This is a genomic window from Rahnella victoriana (assembly GCF_021276285.1).
Taxonomy (GTDB): Bacteria; Pseudomonadota; Gammaproteobacteria; order Enterobacterales; family Enterobacteriaceae; genus Rahnella; species Rahnella victoriana.
Window position 1 is genome coordinate 730,144 of sequence record NZ_CP089919.1, and the last position, 22,408, is coordinate 752,551.

A 22,408-nucleotide genomic window follows, 5' to 3' on the forward strand; every position below is an offset into this window, starting at 1 on the left:
AATAATGGACTACAGAAAGCACCCTCTGACCGTCGTGACGGTCAGAAACAAAAAGTGAAATGAGAATTTCCGTAAGCCCGTCAACCGGTGACGGGCTCAAAGGGGGATTAAGGCAACTGCGGTGTATCTCTGTCTGATGTAATTCCGTATAAGCCGTACTGCCTGCCCAGCATCTGTCCACCGTCACGCGTCAGTGGTGTCCAGCTGATGGTTGGCGTACTGCGTGTTGGTCTGACGGTTAACAAATCCAGCGGAACCGAGATATAGAAGCCCTTGGTGAAGGAACCTTCACCATACTCGTCTTTAGAAACGTTGGTCAGCGTGGCATACGCGCCCACCGTCACGCCGCTGTCAAAGCGTTTGGAAAGATCCAGCGTGCCGCCTTTATCTTTTGCCAGATACTGACCCACGCTCATTTTGACCAGCACGTTATCCATAAACTCCGGCCGCCAGTAGGCGGTCAGGTTGCCGGTCGCCGCTTTATAATTCGTGAAACGCATCATGTCATCCCAGTCGCGCTGTTTGACATAATTGGCATCAATACCGAATGCCCAGTCAGAATCCAGTGGCCGGTAAAGCACTTCTCCCCCTGCGCCGCCGTACATCATTTCCAGATAGCCGCCGTAGAGTTGTCCGTAGAAACCGTTACCCAAATACCGGAAGTAGTTCGCCTGCAGGTTATTCACATACACATCGTTCTCAACGTATTCGCGGATATGAGTCCGCACGCGCGGCAGCGAAGAATCGTTACTGACGCCGTTATACCTGAACTTATCGTAGTTATTGGCGATATTCGCGAACACACCGCCGTCGATCAGCAGATGATCCGTCAGCCAGTAGTTGGCATCCGCCAGCGCACCGACCTGGTACATATAGAAGCTTTCCGGGCCGCCGACGGACTGTCTCAGCACCGGTGACAGGCTGTAATTAAAACGCTCCCTGCCGATGAAGAACCCCTGCCCGATGTCCGTGACAGGTTCAACCCGTTGCTGCGCAAGGGGCTGCTCATGACCCAGCGGATAACCCTGTTGCTGCTGACGCAAAGCCGCCACCGGCGTTTTGGTCGTCACCATCGGCATACCAAAGCGGTTCTGGGTGACTTCCAGCGTATCGACATTGGCAGGCAGGTTATTGAGCATAATGACATTCGCGCGGTCTACGCCCCGGGTGGTGTCGCGGTATTTATCCTGCTGCCCCGTCACGTTCAGGGTGTTATCGCGCATGTCGATACGCGGTTCGCTGAACCCGGCATTGCCTTTCAGGTCTGCCAGCTGACCGGCCGCCACACTGTAATTGACGATACCGGCACTTTGTTGCTGCGGCGCATACGCCGGTACCGGTTCATCAATCTGATGAGGCACCCAGTCGTTCAGGTTATTGCGCAGGGTGAAACCGAACATAAAGGTATTGCCGCGCTCATAGCTGGCATTGACATCCATCCAGCTGGTCAGGCGATACACCGCGCCGACGTTAATTTTACTGTTCTGTTTCAGCGCACCGGCAAAATCATCCTGATAATTATTGCCGTCATATTCCACTTTCAGGCGCAGTGGCTGCCAGGGAGTCTGGTATTCGACACCGCCAAACAGCCCCGCCGGACCATGAAACATATCGTCCAGTGAAATATCGCCGGTGGAGTGACTGGTCGCGCGGGTACAGTACTTATCACTGGCTTTACAGAACGGGTTGGTGATGTTGCCGCTGTTCCCGAGATACCCCCAGCCCATGCCCAGTGTGAAATCGAAAGGCCCGGCAGCTTTGCTGGCGACCAGATACTCACTGTCAAACAGGCCGGTTCCGCCGATGTCACGTTTACCGACTGACACCTGTGGCAGATAGTAACCCTCTTCCCACAGCCTTAACTTCACATCGAAAGACTTGTCTTTGTAGGTCTGACTGCCGCTGAAGTTGGGATCATTACTGTAGAGCCGGTTACGCACATCGGTGTAACGCAGCGTGGTCTCCAGCCAGGGAAACAGTGCCATCGACAGCGAGTAAAAACGGTAAACATCGTTATCGCGGTAGTTGGCGCTGAACTCCCCTTCGCGGGGGATACGCGCCGTCGGGGTTTGTAACAGACCCGCACCGCCGAAATCGGACTGCGACGGGCCAAGAGGTTCATCATAGGTTTGGGCACCGGCGGTCTGCGCGCAAACCACGGATACAGCCATCAGGCTGAGAAGCGTTTTAGATTTCATCAGTCAGGGATCCGGAGCGCCAAAACAGAGACGATGTTCTGATTAAGGTTTTTATACTGGCGCGGCAGCGTCCAGTGAGAAAAACCGACCCAAATGATACTGCCCGGCTGGGCTTCAACGTGGCGATAATTCCAGTACGCGACCGGCGCGATGCGGACGGTTCCATCAGGATCAATCACCACGGCTTCATTCAGGTTGGCACCAGAAAGAAACTGATGGTTCGCAAGGTATTCACGAACCGTACGTCCGGCGACCCAGGGTTGTTTCCCCGCATCGCCCACGGCGCCCACCAGTAACACCGTGTCGGGGCGGGTGGCGGTATAAACGCGGTATTCCCCTTCTAACCGGCGGTTTGCCGCATCGTTGTTGAGGATCAGATCCGCATCCATCGGGGTAAACTGCCGCCCCGTCACCCGCAGCCCTTTCAGCTGCGCGATAACATGGTTAATGGTCCGCTGAGTGTCACCGCTTTCGGTGGCGGCCCAGGCTTTCAGCTGGTTGATTATCTGTAAAGCGTGTTGCTGCGCGAGCTGCGTGGCGGCAGGTTCGGCTATTACCGTACCCGGTGCCCATGACTGGCGAAGCAAACGGGATTCGGCCATCAGCTGACGCATATCTTTGACATCGTTCAGGACCTGTTCTGGCTGCGCTTGTGACGCCCCATAAATGGCCACGTTGCCCCCGGCGATGCCGCTGAAAGACGTCAGTCCCAGCCACATTCCCAGCACGGGAAGAATCATTGTTATTTTCATACTGGCGGGATCCCCGCATTGGCAGGCTTGAGCAGTGTCATACTCACCGGCATAGCGGCACCCAAGGTCTGATTGCTTTTAATCACCAACCCGCTCTGCGGATCGACCCAGAAGGTGTTATGCCAGCGATGACCGTTAGCCTGCAGCGTAAGATCTTCACGCCATACCTGACAGGCGATCACCCTTCCGGACACATTCAGGGTTTCATCGTCCTGACGGCTAAAGCGGGATTCGACCACGGATGACAGTGGCTGTTTGTTTTCTGTCCAGCGCATCAGGCGTGTCCAGCGTGCACCTTCGTGCAGGTTGCCGGCATGCAGCAGCGGATCCTGTTGCAGGTTGGTCACTTCCAGCAGGTCGCCCTGCGAATACCCCGTTGATCTGACCAGACGGCCATTTTGGGTGACAAAGACCACCTGGTCGCCGGTGCTCCATTTTTCAAACCCATCCTGAAGATACCCCACCACAAAAATTTGGGCCGAGGTCGGCAGGGTCAGATAAATACTGCCATAAGGAATTTCAGCCACTCTTTGCGGTGACACCACCACATCCTGAGGCCCCATAACAGCAACTTTGAAGGTATCAACCAGACTGGTTTGCGAAGGGGAACAGCCTTGTAACAAAAGACAAACAAACAATAAGGAATAGCGCACGGGTGATTCCCTATATCTTTATTTTAATTTTGGAAAATAACCACACGGCTGTGTGGTTATAATTAAGCTAATAATTAGCGAGCGGTAGTGGTGGTAGTGGAGGTATTGGTGTTGCTGTTACCATTACTATCATCGTTACCTTCAGCAATCAGGGCCGCGGCTAATATCACACCACCGGCACCGACGACTGTCGCTACTGTTGCGCCTGTGCTGAGCGAAGCAGCAGATGCAGTATTCGAAAATACCTGCAACATCATCAGGGCAATAATAGAAAGTATAAATTTCTTCATAATTACTCCTCTTCAATTGATAGACAAATTGTTCACCCGATAATTAACGGGCACTTTGAGTATATCAACAGAAAATAATAATTCCGCAAAATTTAACCCCGCCGAATTTTAGCTATGCTACCGCCCCTGGTTTACGGCCACCAATTTGCCAGAATAAAAAACTAATAATATTTGACACGGGAATCCCTCGCCATAATATTTCAGGCGATAAATCCCCGGGGCGTTAAAGTGACAGTGTCAATCAGCGCATTACGCTATTCACATCGTCCTTTTCATCATCCGCCGATTAAAAAAAAGACTGAACGAGTTCTTCCTGACTGTAGGGAAGCCATAACATTCCTTGCATAGCCTGAATAGGACTGCCGCTTAAATACTCAATATGCTGAGAATTTTCCACGCCATTCATGATAACGCCGGAACAATAAGGACTGACATGATCGATGACTTTACGTAACGATTGAGTTCCCTGGTGTTGCCAAAAAAAGACTTTGCTGATTTTTATATATTCAAATCTTTCGCTCATCACAAGCGACAGACTGGTGTTGCCTGCCCCAAAGTTATCCAGCCATAAAGGGCAGCATGCGGATAAAGACTGTATGACCGGACGTTCCTGTCCGGCTTCGAATTCCGGAAAATTCTCATTCAATTCCAGTCTTATATATTTGTGCTGTTGCAGTACCTTTTGTATCGAGGGATTGTTAGCAATATGAACAGCAATCTCATAGTCCACGTTTATCGATAATAAAAAATGATTACCGGTAAACAGACTTTCATGGACACACGCTAACGTAACCTGATCAAAAAATATCTTCACCTTCTCTTCAGAAGTAAGAGGCATCACGTAACTGTCTGAATCACTGTGATTTTCAGTTCTGGTTGTTTTATTCACCAGCTCAAAACCCAGTATTATCCCCGAGACCGACACTATGGGTTCATAGAGGTAGCCCGGATAGCTTCTTTTGACCGATCGCATCTCTTACCCCTGAAAAAAAAATAGCAACAGCCTGGTTTTCCTGCGAAACGCTCAGCAGGTCCGGCTTAAAAAAGCATTATTTACTTAACTGACAATTCTGTTACCCACGGCATGTTTGTGTAAAAAGAACAAAGCTGAGCTGCTACTGGCATCCACGCCAATTTTTCTCAGTGAATTACATTTATGGACACTAATTGTCTTCACGCTGAGCTTCAGGATGTTTGAAATGCTGGTTACAGAAAGACCAGACATCATCATCACCAGCACCTTTTCTTCCATCTTGGTAATATTATAATTAAACGATTCCTTGTTAATCGCACTGCCCTGAAGTTGGATAAATTTTTCGACAGCACTGACCACCTCGGTCAGATCGTTCTTCTTTTTAAGAAACTTAAACTCTTTTTTGAGTAAAAGTTCGAGCATGAGCATATCAATCGCTGAAGATACAATCAGAATTCTCTCAGGATCTAATATATTCAGATTTTCTCTCAAAAACTCATAGCACCTGTGAAAGCCACCTCCTGATGGATCAATAATCAGATAATCTTTTGCAAACAAGGTCACCCCGTCATTCTGGTCATAAGAGATGACACCGTTAACGTAAGGTAGCTTCTTGGAGATTATTTCTTTCAACGCCAGCTTAGTAAATTGGCACTCACTCCAGATTATTACCCGAGGCATTGGGCCGCCTAAATTGTGTGGTTTCAAAAACGCTCAAATTCTGCCTCGTCAAACCGGGGAAGAATAAAGCACTCTCATAACGATATAAGAAAAACGAATGTTTAATTCGCTCTACATCATATTTAAACCTTTCCAGTAACTGTATGTAGAGTAATACGCAGCCGAAACTCTTCAAATCGTTTTTCTCGCTCATAATTACGCGCAACAATAGGTTTCACCGATCGATTTACACTTTCTTATCGTTAAATGTGTGACTGTTTTCTAGGCGCATTCTTACACAAATTCCTAATAAACCATCAAAGTGTGAGCTATACGACGCTTTTGACTTTAATCACGCCTAAAATCTAAGAACTATCTCATCAAGAACTCCTCTCATTTGAACAATTTATTTAACACACTTAATTATCTGAATCTTTACATTAAAACAGGATATTTCACTTTTTTAAGTGTGATTTTAGATTTAGCTTTTTACAAAAACCAAACATTATTGTTTCGGCTTTGAGTCATTTTCCTAAAAACAGCTTAAGAAAACTAAACTATTGGTTTTTTATACGCATTTATGTATGCCCCCTAACATTTTCATTTAACCATAAGAAGCCACAGATCATTCCTAACCCTGGCTGAAAACCCATTAATGGCTTTAAATTCAGACAAATAATGGTAATTATCTGATTTTACAAGCCAATGAATACCAAGACCATTCTTAAAGAAATGCAGGAAAAAGGTTAAATAAAAGTGACAATGAGGGGAGAAGTGAAGGCGACTGGTTAAATAGTGTCTAAAACCCTACGGAATATTCTGATAAGTTTTTATCCGATAATTAAAACAGCGGTTTAATAAAGACGTAAAAAAACCCGCCTTGCGGCGGGTTCTGTTTATTTAATCAACGGCGTTATGTTCAGGTCATGACCGCTTTTCATTTTCTCCGGCACAAAAAACACCCGCGCCGGGGCGTTTCCTTTTACGCCGTCTTGCGCCAGCTTCGGGTCAGCACTTTTTCTATCTCGACAATCACGAACAGGGCGACACCGATCAGCAGGCCGATGATCCAGTAGATAAACGGCAGGGGCCGCGTGCCGAACAGCGTGTTCATCAGCGGCACATAGATAATGATGGCCTGCAGCGCGAACAGCACCACGGTGACAATCCAGATGCCTTTGTTTTGCAGCAGACCACGGCTGAGAGAGAAATTATCCGAATCACGGCAGTTAATCATGTAGACCCACTGCGCGGTCACCAGCGTCTGCAACAGCACGGTACGTATAAATTCCGGTTCGTAACCACGCGGTTGCAGCCAGGCTTCCAGCAGGAAGGCGCTGATGGAAATCAGCAGGCCCACAAAGGCCACACGCCAGATGGCGTATTTATCCATGACATGCGCGCTGACGTTACGCGGCGGACGACGCATCACGCGGCTTTCGGCTTTCTCAAATGCAAGTCCGAAGGAGAGCGTCGCGGAAGTCGCCATGTTCATCCATAAGATCTGCACGGGGGTAAGCGGCAGCAGATTGCCCATCAGAATGGCGATGATGATCAGCAACCCCTGCGCCAGGTTGGTCGGCATAATAAACAGGATGGTTTTTTTCAGGTTGTCGTAAACCCGCCGCCCTTCCCTGACCGCGTTGGCGATGGTGGCAAAGTTGTCATCCACCAGGATCATATCGGCAGATTCTTTCGTCACTTCCGTGCCTTTGATCCCCATGGCGATACCGACGTTGGCCTGTTTCAGCGCCGGGGCATCGTTCACGCCGTCGCCGGTCATGCCGACAATTTCGCCGGTATCCTGCAGGGCTTTCACCAGACGTAATTTATGTTCCGGACTGGTACGGGCAAAAATATCGAACTGCACGGCTGCGGTTCTCAGTTGCGCGTCATCCATATGCTCCAGTTCATAACCGGTGATGGAGTTTTCGCTGTTGCCGATGCCGAGCATTTTACCGATGGCCATCGCGGTTTCCTGATGGTCACCGGTGATCATCTTGACGCGGATCCCGGCCTGCTGGCATTCGCCAATCGCCACAATCGCTTCCGGACGCGGCGGATCCATCATGCCCGCAATACCAATCAGCACCATGCCGTGACTGAGTTCCGGATGGTCCAGGGCGGCAACCGGTTGATCGACCGGCTTCCAGGCCGCCGCCACCATGCGCAGCCCTTCGCTGGCATATTGGGTGATCGCCGATTCCCAATAGGCATGATCCAGTGGCACCGCGCCTTCCGGTGTCTGCTGAAACTGACAGAGTTTGAGCAGCACGTCCGGCGCGCCGGTCAGCATGATCTGCGACTGGCCGTTTTTCTCGCCGGCCACCGCCATATATTTGTAAAGCGAATCGAACGGGATTTTACTGCTGAGGCTGAACGCCAGTTCCGGCAGATGCGCCTTGGCGGCCAGCACTTTCAGCGCCCCTTCGGTCGGACCGCCGGTAATGCCCCAGTGACCCTGCGCGTCCTGCTTCAGCGTACTGTCGTTACAGATATCCACGGTACGCAGAAACTGAGTCAGCAGCGGTGACGAATCCGCAGGTTGCGGTGTCGCCGCACCGGCGGGGGTAAAGCTGCCCATCGGTTCGTAGCTGTTGCCTTCTACCGTCCAGACATTATCCGCCAGAATGACCGCTTTCACGGTCATCTCATTCATGGTCAGCGTGCCGGTCTTATCCGAACAAATCACTGACATCGCGCCCAGCGTTTCCACGGTCGGCAGTTTGCGGATAATGGCTTTCGAGCGCGCCATGGCCTGCACGCCGAGGGAGAGAATAATAGAAATGATCGCCGGTAACCCTTCCGGCACCGCCGCCACCGCCAGACTGATAACCGACAGCAGCAGTTCGCCAAACGGAATATCGCGCAGCAGATAGCCGAAAATCAGCAACGCCACCATCATGAACAGAATAATGATGAAAATGGATTTGCCGAGTTTGTCGATCTGCACCAGCAGCGGCGTTTTGTTGTCTTCTATAGAAGAAAGCATTTCATTGATGTGACCGAGTTCCGTCTGGCCGCCGGTCGCAAACACCACGCCGCTGGCGGTACCGGAACTGACGGTGGTGCCTGAAAACGCCAGATTTTTGCGATCACCGATGGATTTCTCGCCTTCCAGCGAGTCGGTCTTTTTCGATACGACGGTGGATTCACCGGTGAGAATGGCCTCTTCGACCCGCAGGTTATGCACATCGATCAGCCGTAAATCGGCAGGGATTTTATCGCCAGGGCGCAACAGCACAATATCCCCCGGTACGATCTCGTCGGTAGCCACGGTAACCTGCTGGCCGCCGCGTAATACCAGCGCCTCACTGGAAAGCATATTCTGGATGCTCTTCAATGATTTCTCAGCATTATTTTCCTGAATGAAGCCAATCAGGGCATTGATTACCGCCACGCCTAATATCACCAGCGTATCAACCCAGTGCCCCATAATCGCGGTGATCACCGCGGCGGCAAGCAATATATAAATCAGGATATCTTTAAAGTGGGAGATAAACTTAATAAATAAAGACTTACCTTCTTTTTGCGGCAGGACATTCGGACCGTAATGTTTTAATTTGTTTTGTGCGTCTTCGGGAGATAGCCCGTCTGGCCCGGACTGCAACCCTGCCAGACTTTCTTCTACACTTTGCTGATACCACAGTTTTTCTGTTGTTAATGTATTCACAGAATGTGGCGCTGGGTTATTCATGATGCCTGACTCCTTGACCCCTGAAATGGTTCATAAATGAAGCGGGTAATGAATGAATTGTCATGATGTTTTCTGGCAAGATGCTTAAAGCTGTATAAACTATAATATACCGTGTTAAATAGTGTTAATTCCCTGCTTTAAAAAAACAATTACATAAACAAAAACAAGAAGTCGCTTAATAGTCTCACTGAAAATACGTCAAAGCAGAATATAGCGGTGCCTGACACTAAAGCCCCTGAGTATTCTGCCGGTATTTATTATTTCGCGCGTGGTTTGCATGAGGGAAGTATGTTGAACATCCGTTTTTCTCCCGCTCTGTTACTTTCGTTCCTTCTGTTCCTGTTAAGTGCCTGCGATCAGAAAACCGCAGACGCCCCTGTTCCGCCACGTCAGGTTAAAATCGCCACCGCCGAAGCGGCCAGTCCGCTCAGCACCCGCGTTTTTCCGGCCCGTATTCTGGCGGGGGATAATACCGACATCGCTTTCAAGCGCGCAGGCCAGTTACAGACGCTGGATGTGCGTGAAGGCGAAGCGGTAAAACAAGGGCAAATCCTCGCCCGCCTGACCAATAATGATGCCCGTCAGCGACTTAATGATCGCCAGAGCGCCGCCACGCTGGCGCAGCGCCAGTTCGAACGTTATCAGACGCTGGCACGGCGCAACGTGGTGTCGCAGGCGGAACTGGAAGTGCACAAAGCCAGCCGGGATTCCGCCGCCGCCGCGCTGAAAATCGCGCAGGAAGAACTCAATGACCTGAACCTGACCGCGCCATTCAGCGGAGTGATTGCCCGGCTTTCCGTGCGCAATCATCAGGTGGTGGCCGCCGGTCAGCCGGTGGCGACTATCAGCCGTGCCGATGTGCTGGATGTGATATTCAGCGTGCCGGAAAACCTGTTTACCAGCCTTGATATGCGTAATGCCGGTTATCAGCCACGGGTGCGCATCAATAACCTGCCCGACCGCGAATTCACCGCCACCTATAAAGAACACACCGCCAGCAGTGAAGCCAATTCGCTGACCTGGCAGGTGACGCTGACCATGCCGCGTCCGGAAAACTTCCCGGCCGTGGCCGGGTTAAGCGGCACGGTGACGGTCAATCCGGCCAATCTCGCCACGGCAACACCGGCAGAGACGCTGGTGATCCCGGTTGAAGCAGTGTTTAACCCGGACAGCAGTCAGCGCAACGACGCGCACGTCTGGCTGGTCGCCGGTGAGGGCGACACCCTGCACGTCGAAGACCGCAAAGTCACCGTCGGCGAGCTGACCTCGCAAGGCATTGAAATCACCGCCGGACTGCAAAAAGGCGACAGAGTGGTTGCCGCAGGCGTGGGCGAACTGCACGCTCAGCAGCCGGTTCGCATCTGGGTCAGGGAACGGGGACTGTAATGAGCATTAATGACAGTTTTATCAATAACCCGACGCGCGTCTGGCTGGTGATCCTGCTGCTCGGGGTGGGCGGGCTGATTGCGTTATTCAATATCGGCAGGCTGGAAGATCCGGCATTTACCATCAAAACCGCCGTGGTGTCGGTGCAATATCCCGGTGCCTCTTCCCAGCAGGTCGAGGAAGAAGTCACGTTGCCGCTGGAAAATGCCCTGCAACGCCTGCCCTACGTCGATAATATTTCGTCAATTTCCGCCGTCGGCTTATCGCAAATCACCGTCAATATTGACTCCCGCTATCACTCGTCTGAACTGCCACAAATCTGGGATGAACTGCGCCGCCGCGTCAACGACGCCACGTTGCAGTTTCCGCCCGGTGTCAGCCCGCCGTTTGTGAATGACGATTTCGGGGATGTGTACGGTTATTTTTTCTCGATCTACGGCGACAATTTTACCAACCCGGAACTGCGTAAATACGCCGAACAGTTGCGCAGGGAACTGGTGCTGGTGCCCGGCGTGGGGAAAGTCGCCATCGGCGGCATCATTCCTGAACAGGTGAATATCGAGATTTCCCGCGCCAAAATGGCAGCCTACGGCGTCACCCTGCCGCGCCTTGCCGACGTTCTGAACCGGCAGAATCTGGTGTCCGACGCGGGCAGCATGACGGTCGGCAGCGAGTCGATCCGTCTGCATCCGAGCGGCGGATTTCAAAACATTGATGAGCTGAATAATGTGCTGATCAGTCCCGCCGGATCCACCCACAGCATTTACCTGCGCGATATCGCCACCGTATCGCAGGGCGTGAGCGATCATCCGGGCAATATTTACCACGCCAATGGCCGCGACGCGCTGACCCTCGGCGTCTCGTATATTCCCGGCGTCAATGTCATGAATATCGGCCACGCGATCGAAGCGCGGATGCAGCAACTTTCAGCCGATAAACCGGCGGGGATCCAGCTGAAAGTCTTCTATGATCAGGCCGCTGAAGTGAAGAAATCCGTTGACGGCTTTATCATTAACTTCCTGATGGCGCTGGCGATTGTGGTCGGCGTATTGCTGATCTTCATGGGGCTGCGCAGCGGCATTATCATTGCCGTGTCGCTGGCGCTGAACGTGCTCGGCACCTTGCTGATCATGTCTTTGTTTGGCATCGAACTTCAGCGGATCTCCCTCGGTGCGCTGATCATTGCGCTCAGTATGCTGGTGGATAACGCGATCGTGGTGGTGGAAGGCGTGCTGATTTCCCGCCAGCAGGGTAACCCGCTGATGAACGCCATCTCGCACATCATTAAACGTTCCGCCCTGCCGTTACTGGGCGCGACGGTGATCGCCATTCTGGCGTTTGCGCCGATTGGTCTCTCGCAGGATTCCACCGGCGAATACTGTAAATCGCTGTTCCAGGTGCTGCTGATTTCGCTGATGCTCAGCTGGGTGACCGCGCTGACGCTGACGCCGGTGCTGGTAAAATGGGCGTTCGCCAATATGAAAGTGGCGGAGAAAAAACCCGACGGACAGACCGACCCTTACGGCGGCTGGATATTTCGCGTCTACCGGCGTGTCCTGTCCGCGTTACTGGCGCGACAGACCGTGACACTGACCGTGCTGGCGGCGTTGCTGGTGGCCTCCGTCTGGGGATTCGGCTTCGTGCGTCAGAACTTTTTCCCGTCGTCCAATACACCGATTTTCTTCGTCGATTTGTGGATGCCCTACGGCACCGACATCAATTACACCGCGCGCATTGCCGGGGAAATCGAGAAAAAGATCAACCATCAGGACGGCGTGGAAAACACCGTCACCACCGTCGGTCAGGGCGGAATGCGCTTTATCCTCACTTATAACGGCCAGCGCCAGTATTCCAACTACGCGCAGATCATGGTGCGTATGGATGATCAGCGGAAAATCGCCGGCCTGATTGAACGCACTGAACAGGATATTGCGCAGCATTATCCCGAAGTGAATGCGCGGCTTAAACGCATCATGTTTGGCCCGTCCGGCGACAGCGCGATTGAAGTGCGCATCAAAGGATCGGATCCGGATACTCTGCGGCGGATCGCCAGTCAGGTGGATAAAATTATTCTTGATGACGGGTCGGCAGACGGCGTGCGCAACGACTGGCAGGATCGCAGCAAAATGGTGCGGCCGGTGTTCTCGCCTTACCTCGGACGCGAACTGGGCGTTGACCGGGGGGATGTAGACAGCGCCTTGCAGATGAATTTCAGCGGCAGCACCGTCGGGATTTTCCGTGACGGCTCGACGCTGATGCCGGTGGTTCTGCGTCCTCCGGCGGCGGAACGGCTGGATGTCGATCACATGGCGAACATCATGGTGTGGAGCCAGACGCGCCAGCAATTTATCCCGCTGAGTAACGTGGTCAGTGATTTTAAAGTCGAATGGGAAGATCCGCTGATCATGCGCCGTGACCGCATGCGGATGCTCACCGTGCAGACCGATCCGGATCCGGCCAGCGGCGAGACGTCCGGCGATATGCTGGCGCGTATCCGGCCGCAGATTGAGGCGCTGACCCTGCCGCACGGCTACAGCATTGAATGGGGCGGCGACGCGGAAAATTCCGCCGAGGCGCAGCAGGGCTTGTTCACCACGCTGCCGATCGGCTTCCTGATGATGTTTATCATCACCGTCCTGATGTTCAGTTCGGTGAAAAATGCCATCGCCATCTGGCTGACCGTGCCGCTGGCACTGATCGGCGTCACCTTTGGTTTCCTGCTGACCGGGATCCCGTTTGGATTTATGGCGCTGATTGGTCTGCTCAGTCTGAGCGGGATGTTAATCCGCAACGGCATCGTGCTGGTCGAGGAGATCGGCCAGCAGAAAAAAGAGAAAAACCAGACCGAAGCCATTATCTACGCCGCCACCTCGCGCCTGCGGCCGATCCTGCTGACCGCCTTCACCACGGTGCTGGGACTTGCGCCATTGTTGCTGGATGTCTTTTTCCAGAGCATGGCCGTGGTTATTATGTTCGGGCTGGGATTTGCCACAGTGCTGACGCTTCTGGTTCTGCCTGTGATTTACAACTGTTTCCATCGTGAAGGACAACGACGCGCACAATGAACACAACGGGACTGAACATTATTAAAACGCTCGGCTGCCTGACCGCCGTGACCTTTTTTACCGTTTATAACACCTACGATAATTACAATTACAATCACGACAGTATTCTGGCGTTTCTGACCTTTATTTCCACCATCGCCACGCCGCTGTTTTTCGTGGTGACCGGCTATATGGATGCCGGTTCGCAGCACACATCAGAATGGCAACTGAAGAAAATACGCGGCATCCTGACCATCTTCATTTTCTGGTTTTCCATTTATTACTTATGGAGTCCCTATCAGAAAGGCTATCTGATCCAGCCGTGGTTTATGTTTTCACTGGTGATCATTTACACCTTTCATCCGGTGGTCGACTGGCTGGCAAAAAGGCGCATTGTTCTGGCGATGCTGATCGCCGGGCTGCTGATTTTCTCGTATGCCTACGATCTGCTGGCGATCTATTACACGGAGAGTAAAAGTTTTTCGACGCCCGCACAGTTCCGTATCTGGACATGGATCCTGTTTTACCTAACCGGTCAGTTGCTGTATGACCCGGTGGTTTCCGCGCTGTATGGCCGCCCGCGGGTGGCAAAAATCGCCGCCATCGCCATTCCCTTTGTGTATGTTTTCACCTGGTATTACGAAAAGTATTTCTTCTTTTCCATCTTCAACGTCGAGCGCAACAGCTTTATCCTGACCGGCTCGCAGGTTTATATTCTGGTGGTATTGATCATTATCGCGGCCAACGGCGTCAAACAGGATGCCACGCGTTTGCCGGTCGGCGAGATGGTCAGCTCACTGGGTAAAACCATGACCGGCGTGTATATCCTGCACTACACCGTGTTCAATTTATTGATCCAGTGGATCCCGATCAATTCCCTGACCGCCAAACTGTTCGTCATCCTGCTGACCTTCCTGCTTTCAGTGCTGTCTTCCATGTTGCTGCTGAAGAATAAAATAACGAAGAAGCTGATTACGTTTTGATAAAGCATTAACAAACCCGCCTTGCGGTTGAGGGCAAACAAAAAAGGGTGCGTTAATTATTATGCTTATCTTTATGTGTAAGCTTATCAATCGCTTTAGAGAGTAAATAGAGAAACACCAGCCATAGCCCCATAGAGATAAACTTCATCGGCCAGGGTTCAAAAAGCATGATGCAAAGTATTGAGCCAATAACGATCAGCGGGCCGATAAGTGCTTCAAAAGCATGATGAAGAGTAAAGGTGAGGATCGTAGAGGCGATACGGAGTAAGCCGCGGATAAAGCGTATAAAACTGTTATTACGCGGCATTGAGTTTCTTCTCCACGCTACCCATTATTTTCCTGAATGTGGATCCGCCCTGGGTCAGCCTGACATGTATGGCATCAACAAAAATGGCTCCCGCAGGATAATGCCGCAGGAGCCATTTTTAGAGCAACAACGCGTTACGCCACGTCTTCGTATTGCGGTACCGGATTGCGGAAACTTTTGGTCATGCAGGCCAGATAGATAAAGCCGATTGCGCCCCAGATTAGCCCGAGCACCATCGATCCTTCTTCCAGATTCACCCACAAAGCGCCGACGGTCAGCGCGCCACACAGCGGCAGCAGCAGATACTGGATATGGTCGAGCAGCGTTTTGTTGCGCTTCTCGCGGATCCAGAACTGCGAAATCACCGACAGGTTCACGAAGGTAAAGGCCACCAGCGCACCGAAGTTAATCAGCGCCGTGGCGGTAACCAGATCAAAGTTAATCGCCATCAGGGCAATCGCACCGACCAGCAGCACGTTGAAAGACGGCGTACGCCATTTCGGATGGATATAGCCGAAGAAACGTTTCGGGAATACACCGTCGCGCCCCATCACATACATCAGGCGGGAAACGCCCGCGTGCGCCGCCATGCCGGAGGCCAGCACGGTGATGCTGGAGAAAATCAGCGCGCCAAACTGGAACGCCCTGCCCGCCACCTGCAACATGATTTCCGGCTGTGAGGCATCCGGATCTTTAAAGCTGGAGATATCCGGGAAATACAGTTGCAGGAAATAGGTCGCGGCAATAAATATCACACCGCCGATTAAGGCCGTCAGGAATATCGCCCGCGGGATCACCCGTTCTGCGTCTTTGGTTTCTTCCGATAAATTACTGATACCGTCAAAACCGGTAAATGAGAAACACAGAATGGTCGCGCCGGTAATCATCGGCACGGTATGGGCATTTTCACCCCAGAATGGTTTGGTGCTGGTCAGCGTGCCGTAACCGGTGCCGTGATCAACGCCATAAATCACCATGCCGGTGATCACCGTGATCAGCACAATCTGCAGCACCACCACCAGCGTATTAATGTTGGCGACGGTTTTGATGCTGCGCAAATTTGACAGCGTCATAAAGCCAACCAGCACGACCACAAATATCCACGACGGCACCGACGGCACCAGCGCTTCAAAATAGATTTTCGCCAGCAGGATGTTGATCATCGGCGCGAACAGATAATCGAGCAGCGACGACCAGCCGACCATAAAACCCACCACCGGATGAATGGCTTTTTGCGCGTAGGTATAGGCGGAACCTGCCGAAGGATAGCGGCGTACCAGCTTGCCGTAACTCAGGGCGGTAAACAGCACGGCGATCAGCGCAAAGGCATACGCCGTCGGCACATGGCCGTCAGTCAGGCCGGAGACAATACCGAACGTATCGAACAGTGTCATGGGTTGCATATAGGCCAGACCTATCATGACAACCGGAATCAGCGTAAGACTTTTACGTAATTCCACGCGGGAAGAGGACCCTGTGACGAGATTATCCGACATGATGTTGATGTCCCATGACGGAATTCGCCGCATAAAAAGAGTGCTGCACCATTGATGTTTCCTCGCGACATGTCTGTCGGTATTTAAAGTAAATATCTATCCGGTACTGTGCCCGGCCTCTGTTTTTGAATGTTTTCTTGTACGAAGAAAGGCTTCGTCAATGAAGTAATAGCGGGTAATTCCCCGTTTTGCGGGGCGCATATTTTGCCTTATTAAGTAGGGAATTGACAAGCCAGGTAAGAATAAATGCAGGCAATAAATAAAATAGTCAGCAAAAACGAGCACGTATTGCCAAAAAGGTTTCGTGATCGTTTTGTTAATTGTTTTTATCCTGTAAAACAAAAATGAATGAGCCGTCATTCCCGTTATAAAATATCGGTAATGCGTTTCTGAAAATAACGACTGCGCCTGTTATTTAACATTCAGAGCGTGCCCCGATCTTTACCTGCGTCAGCATTGCCTTATGGGCAAATTCTGAAAATCCCAGCCTGTTGAGTTGAAGATGAATTTTCCTCGCTTTTGTTGTTAACATTTTGTGCTATAAATTTTACATAAGAAAAACCTATGCAGTCCCTTTTTCAGCGCAGCAATGATTTTCGGGGTGTAATGTGTCTCTTTCTATTTCTGAATGGACGATGGCAAATGACATTGAATGCTCGCATCTGACCGCGAGCAATTCCTCATTCCCGCGTCACACGCATGACGAATATGTCATCAGCGCCAACCTGAGCGGCACGGAAGAAATCTGGCTGCACGGCAAAACCGGGCTGGTGCGCGGCGGTGACATCACCATTTATAATCCGGGTACCATTCAGTCTTCGCTGTTCGGTAAGGACAAAGTGGAATTCCTCAGCGTGCATATTCCGCAGTCTTTACTGCGTCAGGTGTCGGTCGATCACAATCTGCGTTCCGATCACTGCGCGCCGGTGCTCACCGAAGGCGTGCTCAGCAATCCGGCATTGTTTTCCGCGCTGTGTCATTACAAACGCACGCTGAACGATGACGATCAGGAGCAGAATCTGTTGTGGCTGCTGGGTGCATTGCTGGAAGAACCGGCGAGGGAGCAGGAACAGTCTTTGCGGCCAATTACGCTGGCGCTGGATTTTATGCGCGACCATCTGACGCGGAAAATCCATCTCGACACGCTGGCGCAAATCAGCGGACTGAGCAAATTCCACTTTGTCCGCCTTTTCCGCCAGCATATCGGTATGCCGCCGCTGCAATACCATATGCAACTGCGTTTACTGGAAGCCCGTAATCAGCTGCGCAAAAACAATAACGCGCTGGATGTGGCGATCAGTCTCGGCTTTTACGATCAGAGCCACTTTATTAATACTTTCCGTAAAATGATGGGGATCACGCCCCACCTCTATTCCCTGTCGCTCCACGCCTCGTCATCCCTGAGCCAGCCGGTTATACGATGAACTCGCGGTAACCGGTGATCACCACGTACAACGCAAAGTACGAGAAGATCACCGCCGAAGCCACGTAGGAGTATTTTAGCATTTTGGTGCCGAGCATTTTGCCGCCGAGGCTGCCCACCGAACAGATCACCACGGTCCAGAACACTCCGGCGATAAAGAAGCCGCTGAGGAACCACGACGCCACCACCGGCCCGCCCTGTCCCATACGGGAAATCAGCGCGCCGCCGACCGCCGCAAACCACAAAATGGCGGTCGGAGACGACATGGCCAGCAGGACGCCGCGACCGAAATTGCGGATCACCGAACGCGGCTGCGCGTTGTCACCGGTTTGCAGATCTTCCGCCGGTGCCAGCGCCGCACGGATCATTTTGTAGGTAAACCACATCAGCATCAGCGAGCCACCGACCCACAGCACCCAGCGCACACTCTGGTATTGCAGCAAAATCGTCATCCCGGCCAGCGCCAGCACCGCATAGATCAGATCGCCGATGCAGGTGCCAATCCCCAGCCAGAAACCGTGAAAATACCCCCGTTGCATCGCCAGCGTCATCATGGCGATGTTGGCAATCCCTATATCCAGACACAGCGACAGGCTGAGCAAAAATCCATTTGAAAACGGCATCATAACGGGACTCTCTTAATTAACTGGTTGTATTCAATCATGTCGTTGGTGGTGCCAAGGCGGGCCATCAGGATCGCCACATCTTCCGGGTTGTTGTGCGGGCAATGTTGCAGCATGAACGCCTGCGCGCGATCCGCATCGCCGCCCAGCAGTTCCTCACTCATCAGACGGGTGAGGTCGGCCATTTGCCGGCAGAACAGTTCAGGATGGAAAACCACCGACTCCGCCGACAGTTCAATGCAGCCGTGCTCGCGCAAATAATTGAACTGGATCCACGCGGCACCGGCATCCGGATAACTCGCCGGACCCCGGCGCAGGTAGCGCAGCATTTCCAGGAAGTAGATCCGCGCCAGCACGGTAGGGTCGAGCTGCAACCCCCCGGCCACCTGCGGCGTCAGGCACATCAGCAGGCCAAACTGATCGGCCAGCGCTTCCTGCACCATCATCGATCCCCAGCGATCTATCTTGCTGATTTTCGGGAAGACGTTTTCGTTACGCACCAGCGAGTGCCCGAGATCGTGCCCGCGGAACCAGGCGATCAGATAACGCTGGCAGGTATGGCAGTCCGGCAGGGCGTCGTCTGCCCAGCCCATTTTTATCGCTTCATTACGCGAGAACAGTTCAAACAGCTGCAGATAGGTGTTGGCGAACACCACCGTGCGTTTGACCGGTGAATACTTCAGCCCCTCGTCTTCCGGGAAGAAATAGGCAAAATGTTTGGGATAGGTATTGGCCTCTCCGGCAATGCCGAACAGGTTGATGATTTTGTACGCGCAGCCCGGCATCGCCAGTAAATCGGCAGAAATTTCCTTTTGCAGATACAGCAGGCTTTCCGGGAACAGGCTGTCCATCACATCGGAGATTTCCTGCAACACAGGCGCCGGCTCGCCAAACCACGAGGAATAAAAGCTCTGTTTCGATTTTCCGACCCACGTCGAGGTGCGGCCAATGCCGAGCACCAGCTGCTGTTCATTCAGCCCGGCAATTTGCGGCAAGATTGTTTTTCCGCAACTGTCATCCGCCAGCATTTCCGCGCGCAAAAACAGCCCGCGCCGGGTATCGGGATCGTCAAACAGCGGCGCTAAACGGAAACACTGAATCGACATCTCCTCACGCAGTGCTTCCAGCAAACGGCTTTCGCAGGCCGCTTCCAGCTGGTTGATGGCTTCGGTCAGGCGCAGGCAGTAATGAATAGTTTGCAAAGCTTTGGGATTTAAATTTTCCGGGGCATCCAGATCCATCATTGAAACCTGATATGCCGCCGCGGCTGGCCAAAATGACGTTGTAAACATAGTGTCAAACCCTTGAGCGCAATGGAGAGGGTTCACTACATCACTCCCGCAGGATCGGGTATTGGAAGAAATTGCGCATCCCCCTGACGGCCAGCGTCTACAGTTAGGTTATCCGTTTCTTTTTGCCAGGTGCCTGACACCATGCGTTTTTCCCTGCTTCACTCTTTTCATGGCCGGAGCCGGTTACTGATTTCCCTCGTTGCCGGACTGCTGTGCTTTTTTGCCCTTCCCGGCCATCTGGGCGTGTTGCAGCGCCTGATGATTGGCTGGAATGTGCTGGCCTGGCTGTACCTGTTTTTTCTGTGGTTTCGCATGTTGCGCACGGAGGCGAAAGATATCCCGCATATCGCCAAAACGCAGGATGAAAGCGCCACGCTGGTGCTGACGCTGGTGACCATCACCTGTCTGGTGAGCATTCTGGCGATCCTGCTGGAACTGGGTTCGCTCAAGACGCTGACCGGCACCGCCAAAGGCTTACATATTCTGCTGACCGCCACGACGCTGATTGCCTCCTGGGCGCTGCTGCCGACCTCTTTCGCCATGCATTACGCCCATCATCATTACCTGCGGCGCAGCAAAGACGTGACGCCGATGATCTTCCCCGAAAAGCCGGACGCGCCGGGTTACTGGGATTTCCTGTATTTCTCGTTCACCATCGCCGTGGCGTCGCAGACCGCTGACGTGGCGACCGGCACCACCGACATGCGGCAAATCGCGCTGCTGCAGTCGGTGATTTCCTTTGTGTTTAATCTGGCCATTCTCGGGCTGTCGATTAACGTCGGCGCCGGATTACTCAGTTAGCAGGAGGGCGGGTTTGAAGTAATGCGCTGCCATGAGGGGGATTTTCCGCAGAGTTCACTGTAAGTCTGAAAACCCGGAATTTAGACTTCTATACGTCTAAAACTTAGTGTAGGTTTTTACAATATTTCCCCATTCTGGTTACGTTTAAGGAAACTTTGTTTATGCGCACTCCGTTTGTTGCTGTGACTCTCCTTGCCGCCACGCTGTTTTCCGCCGCCTCGTTTGCCGGTACCACGCTGGATCGCGTGACCAAAACCGGCGTGCTGCGTAATGCCATCGTCAACGACTATCCGCCGTTCGGTTTTATTGATGACAATAATCAGCTGGCCGGTTTTGACGTGGATGTGGCGAAAGCCGTGGCGCAGCGCATGGGCGTGAAGCTGGAACTGATCGCGCCGGGCTGGGAAACCATCGTCGGCGGCAAATGGCAGGGGCGCTGGGACACCTGTATCTGCTCGATGACGCCGAATACCGAGCGCGCCAAAGTGCTGGATTTCCCGACGCCGTATTACAACTCTCCGGCGGTGCTGGTGGTCAATAAGAAAGACGACAGCATCAAATCGGCCGCCGATCTCAGCAATAAAAAGATCGGCGTCGGTATCGGTTCGACTTACGAAACTTACCTGCAAAAAACGCTGGTGATCCCCGGCAGCAAACCGATCGTCTTCCCGTTTGATAACGTGCAGGTCATTCCGAGTGACGAAGAAGTGGCGTTCCAGAATCTGGCGCTCGGGCCGGGTGTCCGCCTCGACGGCGTGGTGTCCGATCTCGCCACCGCCAACGCCCGCATCAAACGCGCGCCAGTGTTTAAAATCGTCACCGAGCTTTATGCCGAACCGAACTGGATAGCGACCGACAAGGGCGATGCTGAATGGGATAAGAAAGTGGCGGACACCCTGAAATCGCTGCGCGACGACGGCACGCTGGCAAAAATCTCGCAGCACTGGCTGGGTGAAGATATTACGCACGAGGTTCCCTGATGCCGCAACTGCCGGACAGCCAGCCGAAGGTGGACACGCCTGCGCGCTGGCACCACGCACACGCGTTTACCTTTAAAACCGGGCTGACGTGGCTGATCCTGCTCAGCCTGCTGCTCGGCACCTTCAGCAAAATGGGGCTGGACTGGAGTCTGATCAGCCAGAAACTGCCGTTCCTGCTCGGCCTGCGCCTGTCGCCCGACGGTTTTATTCAGGGCGCGGCGCTGACCATTATGATCACCGCCTGCTCGATGTTTTTCTGTCTGCTGATCGGGCTGGTCACCGCGCTCGGCCGTATGTCCGGTAACGCGCTGGCGTTCGGCTGCGCCACCTTTTACGCCTCGCTGTTTCGCGGTACGCCGCTGCTGGTTCAGGTGCTGATTATCTATCTGGCGCTGCCGCAGTTCGGCATTGTGCTCGGTGCGCTCAGCTCGGGGATCATTGCGCTGTCGATGAACTACGGCGCGTATCTGGCCGAAACCATCCGCAGCGGCGTGTTGTCGGTGCCGCGTGGTCAGCAGGAAGCGGCGCTGGCGCTCGGCGTGTCGCGCTGGACAGTGGCGGTACATGTCACCGCGCCGCAGGCGCTGCGCATCATCATTCCTCCGGCCGGTTCGATGTTTATTTCGATGCTGAAAGATTCGTCGCTGGTGTCGCTGATGGGATTGTGGGAACTCAATTTTCTGGCGCAATCCTACGGGCGCAGCACTTACCGGTATATGGAAATGCTGGCCACCGCCGCCGCGATTTACTGGATCATGTCGATCGTGCTGGAACTGTTGCAAAGCCGTCTCGAGCGACGTTTTGCCCAGGGGCATCGCCGCTAACTTCTGACTTTTATCGCAGGTACGTC

Annotated in this window: 18 protein-coding genes; 7 read left to right on the top strand and 11 right to left on the bottom strand. The window is 52.8% G+C overall.

From position 1 onward, the window contains the following. Positions 1-107: 107 nt before the first annotated feature. The 7 genes from J9880_RS03550 to J9880_RS03580 form a co-directional block, all read right to left on the bottom strand. Positions 108-2,198 (bottom strand): YjbH domain-containing protein, encoded by a 2,091-nt coding sequence (locus tag J9880_RS03550; protein WP_232770088.1) that lies wholly within the window; start codon positions 2,196-2,198, stop codon positions 108-110. Then, positions 2,198-2,950, bottom strand: a complete 753-nt coding sequence (locus J9880_RS03555; protein ID WP_232770089.1) for a capsule biosynthesis GfcC family protein — start codon at positions 2,948-2,950, stop codon at positions 2,198-2,200. Before J9880_RS03555 ends, J9880_RS03550 begins: the two co-directional genes overlap by 1 nt. Then, positions 2,947-3,603, bottom strand: coding sequence for a YjbF family lipoprotein (locus tag J9880_RS03560; RefSeq protein WP_119826959.1), 657 nt, complete (start codon positions 3,601-3,603; stop codon positions 2,947-2,949). The genes J9880_RS03555 and J9880_RS03560 overlap by 4 nt, the downstream gene beginning before the upstream one ends. Before the next feature lie 74 nt (positions 3,604-3,677). After that, on the bottom strand, positions 3,678-3,893 hold the full coding sequence (locus J9880_RS03565) for a hypothetical protein (protein ID WP_095924753.1): 216 nt from the start codon (positions 3,891-3,893) through the stop codon (positions 3,678-3,680). A gap of 286 nt (positions 3,894-4,179) precedes the next feature. Next, positions 4,180-4,866 (bottom strand): EAL domain-containing protein, encoded by a 687-nt coding sequence (locus tag J9880_RS03570; RefSeq protein ID WP_232770090.1) that lies wholly within the window; start codon positions 4,864-4,866, stop codon positions 4,180-4,182. Between the two features lie 84 nt (positions 4,867-4,950). Further along, a complete protein-coding gene (locus J9880_RS03575) occupies positions 4,951-5,574 on the bottom strand; it encodes a helix-turn-helix domain-containing protein (RefSeq protein WP_232770091.1) in 624 nt (207 codons plus the stop codon). A 934-nt stretch (positions 5,575-6,508) separates the two neighbouring features. Continuing rightward, positions 6,509-9,223 (bottom strand): cation-transporting P-type ATPase, encoded by a 2,715-nt coding sequence (locus J9880_RS03580; RefSeq protein ID WP_232770092.1) that lies wholly within the window; start codon positions 9,221-9,223, stop codon positions 6,509-6,511. Between the two features lie 291 nt (positions 9,224-9,514). On the opposite strand from J9880_RS03580, the gene J9880_RS03585 reads away from it, so the two are divergent. Genes J9880_RS03585 through J9880_RS03595 form a run of 3 tightly spaced genes read left to right on the top strand, consistent with a single transcriptional unit; the run spans position 9,515 to position 14,636 of the window. Further along, entirely contained in the window at positions 9,515-10,609 is a 1,095-nt protein-coding gene (locus tag J9880_RS03585) for an efflux RND transporter periplasmic adaptor subunit (protein WP_095925283.1), read from the top strand. Beyond that, positions 10,609-13,674 (top strand): efflux RND transporter permease subunit, encoded by a 3,066-nt coding sequence (locus tag J9880_RS03590; protein WP_232770093.1) that lies wholly within the window; start codon positions 10,609-10,611, stop codon positions 13,672-13,674. The genes J9880_RS03585 and J9880_RS03590 overlap by 1 nt, the downstream gene beginning before the upstream one ends. Beyond that, positions 13,671-14,636, top strand: a complete 966-nt coding sequence (locus tag J9880_RS03595; protein ID WP_131694420.1) for an acyltransferase — start codon at positions 13,671-13,673, stop codon at positions 14,634-14,636. Before J9880_RS03590 ends, J9880_RS03595 begins: the two co-directional genes overlap by 4 nt. Positions 14,637-14,688: 52 nt before the next feature. Here the strand turns inward: J9880_RS03595 and J9880_RS03600 are convergent, their stop codons facing one another. Then, positions 14,689-14,943, bottom strand: coding sequence for a hypothetical protein (locus J9880_RS03600; RefSeq protein WP_131694419.1), 255 nt, complete (start codon positions 14,941-14,943; stop codon positions 14,689-14,691). Positions 14,944-15,077: 134 nt separating this feature from the next. Beyond that, complete coding sequence (locus J9880_RS03605) at positions 15,078-16,439, bottom strand: APC family permease (protein WP_095924744.1); 1,362 nt, start codon at positions 16,437-16,439, stop codon at positions 15,078-15,080. Positions 16,440-17,047: 608 nt separating this feature from the next. Here J9880_RS03605 and J9880_RS03610 point away from each other — a divergent pair. Further along, entirely contained in the window at positions 17,048-17,863 is an 816-nt protein-coding gene (locus J9880_RS03610; protein ID WP_232770094.1) for a helix-turn-helix transcriptional regulator, read from the top strand. Here the strand turns inward: J9880_RS03610 and J9880_RS03615 are convergent. After that, entirely contained in the window at positions 17,853-18,488 is a 636-nt protein-coding gene (locus J9880_RS03615; protein ID WP_095924742.1) for a LysE family translocator, read from the bottom strand. The two genes, J9880_RS03610 and J9880_RS03615, sit on opposite strands and share 11 nt — an antisense overlap. Next, complete coding sequence (locus J9880_RS03620; protein WP_232770095.1) at positions 18,485-19,777, bottom strand: hypothetical protein; 1,293 nt, start codon at positions 19,775-19,777, stop codon at positions 18,485-18,487. Before J9880_RS03620 ends, J9880_RS03615 begins: the two co-directional genes overlap by 4 nt. Before the next feature lie 141 nt (positions 19,778-19,918). Between J9880_RS03620 and J9880_RS03625 the strand changes: the two genes are divergently transcribed. From J9880_RS03625 to J9880_RS03635, 3 genes are all read left to right on the top strand, one after another. Continuing rightward, a complete protein-coding gene (locus J9880_RS03625) occupies positions 19,919-20,578 on the top strand; it encodes a DUF1345 domain-containing protein (protein WP_095924740.1) in 660 nt (219 codons plus the stop codon). Between the two features lie 161 nt (positions 20,579-20,739). Next, entirely contained in the window at positions 20,740-21,558 is an 819-nt protein-coding gene (locus J9880_RS03630; protein WP_119827004.1) for a transporter substrate-binding domain-containing protein, read from the top strand. Continuing rightward, positions 21,558-22,382, top strand: a complete 825-nt coding sequence (locus J9880_RS03635) for an amino acid ABC transporter permease (RefSeq protein ID WP_095924738.1) — start codon at positions 21,558-21,560, stop codon at positions 22,380-22,382. Before J9880_RS03630 ends, J9880_RS03635 begins: the two co-directional genes overlap by 1 nt. Positions 22,383-22,408 lie beyond the last annotated feature (26 nt).

What these genes read in the sequence shown, in the direction of transcription:
- J9880_RS03550 (WP_232770088.1), bottom strand. Translation starts at nt 2,198, where the DNA reads ATGAAATCTAAAACGCTTCTCAGCCTGATGGCTGTATCCGTGGTTTGC.
- J9880_RS03555 (WP_232770089.1), bottom strand. Translation starts at nt 2,950, where the DNA reads ATGAAAATAACAATGATTCTTCCCGTGCTGGGAATGTGGCTGGGACTG.
- J9880_RS03565 (WP_095924753.1), bottom strand. Translation starts at nt 3,893, where the DNA reads ATGAAGAAATTTATACTTTCTATTATTGCCCTGATGATGTTGCAGGTA.
- J9880_RS03570 (WP_232770090.1), bottom strand. Translation starts at nt 4,866, where the DNA reads ATGCGATCGGTCAAAAGAAGCTATCCGGGCTACCTCTATGAACCCATA.
- J9880_RS03580 (WP_232770092.1), bottom strand. Translation starts at nt 9,223, where the DNA reads ATGAATAACCCAGCGCCACATTCTGTGAATACATTAACAACAGAAAAA.
- J9880_RS03590 (WP_232770093.1), top strand. Translation starts at nt 10,609, where the DNA reads ATGAGCATTAATGACAGTTTTATCAATAACCCGACGCGCGTCTGGCTG.
- J9880_RS03595 (WP_131694420.1), top strand. Translation starts at nt 13,671, where the DNA reads ATGAACACAACGGGACTGAACATTATTAAAACGCTCGGCTGCCTGACC.
- J9880_RS03600 (WP_131694419.1), bottom strand. Translation starts at nt 14,943, where the DNA reads ATGCCGCGTAATAACAGTTTTATACGCTTTATCCGCGGCTTACTCCGT.
- J9880_RS03605 (WP_095924744.1), bottom strand. Translation starts at nt 16,439, where the DNA reads ATGTCGGATAATCTCGTCACAGGGTCCTCTTCCCGCGTGGAATTACGT.
- J9880_RS03615 (WP_095924742.1), bottom strand. Translation starts at nt 18,488, where the DNA reads ATGATGCCGTTTTCAAATGGATTTTTGCTCAGCCTGTCGCTGTGTCTG.
- J9880_RS03620 (WP_232770095.1), bottom strand. Translation starts at nt 19,777, where the DNA reads ATGTTTACAACGTCATTTTGGCCAGCCGCGGCGGCATATCAGGTTTCA.
- J9880_RS03625 (WP_095924740.1), top strand. Translation starts at nt 19,919, where the DNA reads ATGCGTTTTTCCCTGCTTCACTCTTTTCATGGCCGGAGCCGGTTACTG.
- J9880_RS03630 (WP_119827004.1), top strand. Translation starts at nt 20,740, where the DNA reads ATGCGCACTCCGTTTGTTGCTGTGACTCTCCTTGCCGCCACGCTGTTT.
- J9880_RS03635 (WP_095924738.1), top strand. Translation starts at nt 21,558, where the DNA reads ATGCCGCAACTGCCGGACAGCCAGCCGAAGGTGGACACGCCTGCGCGC.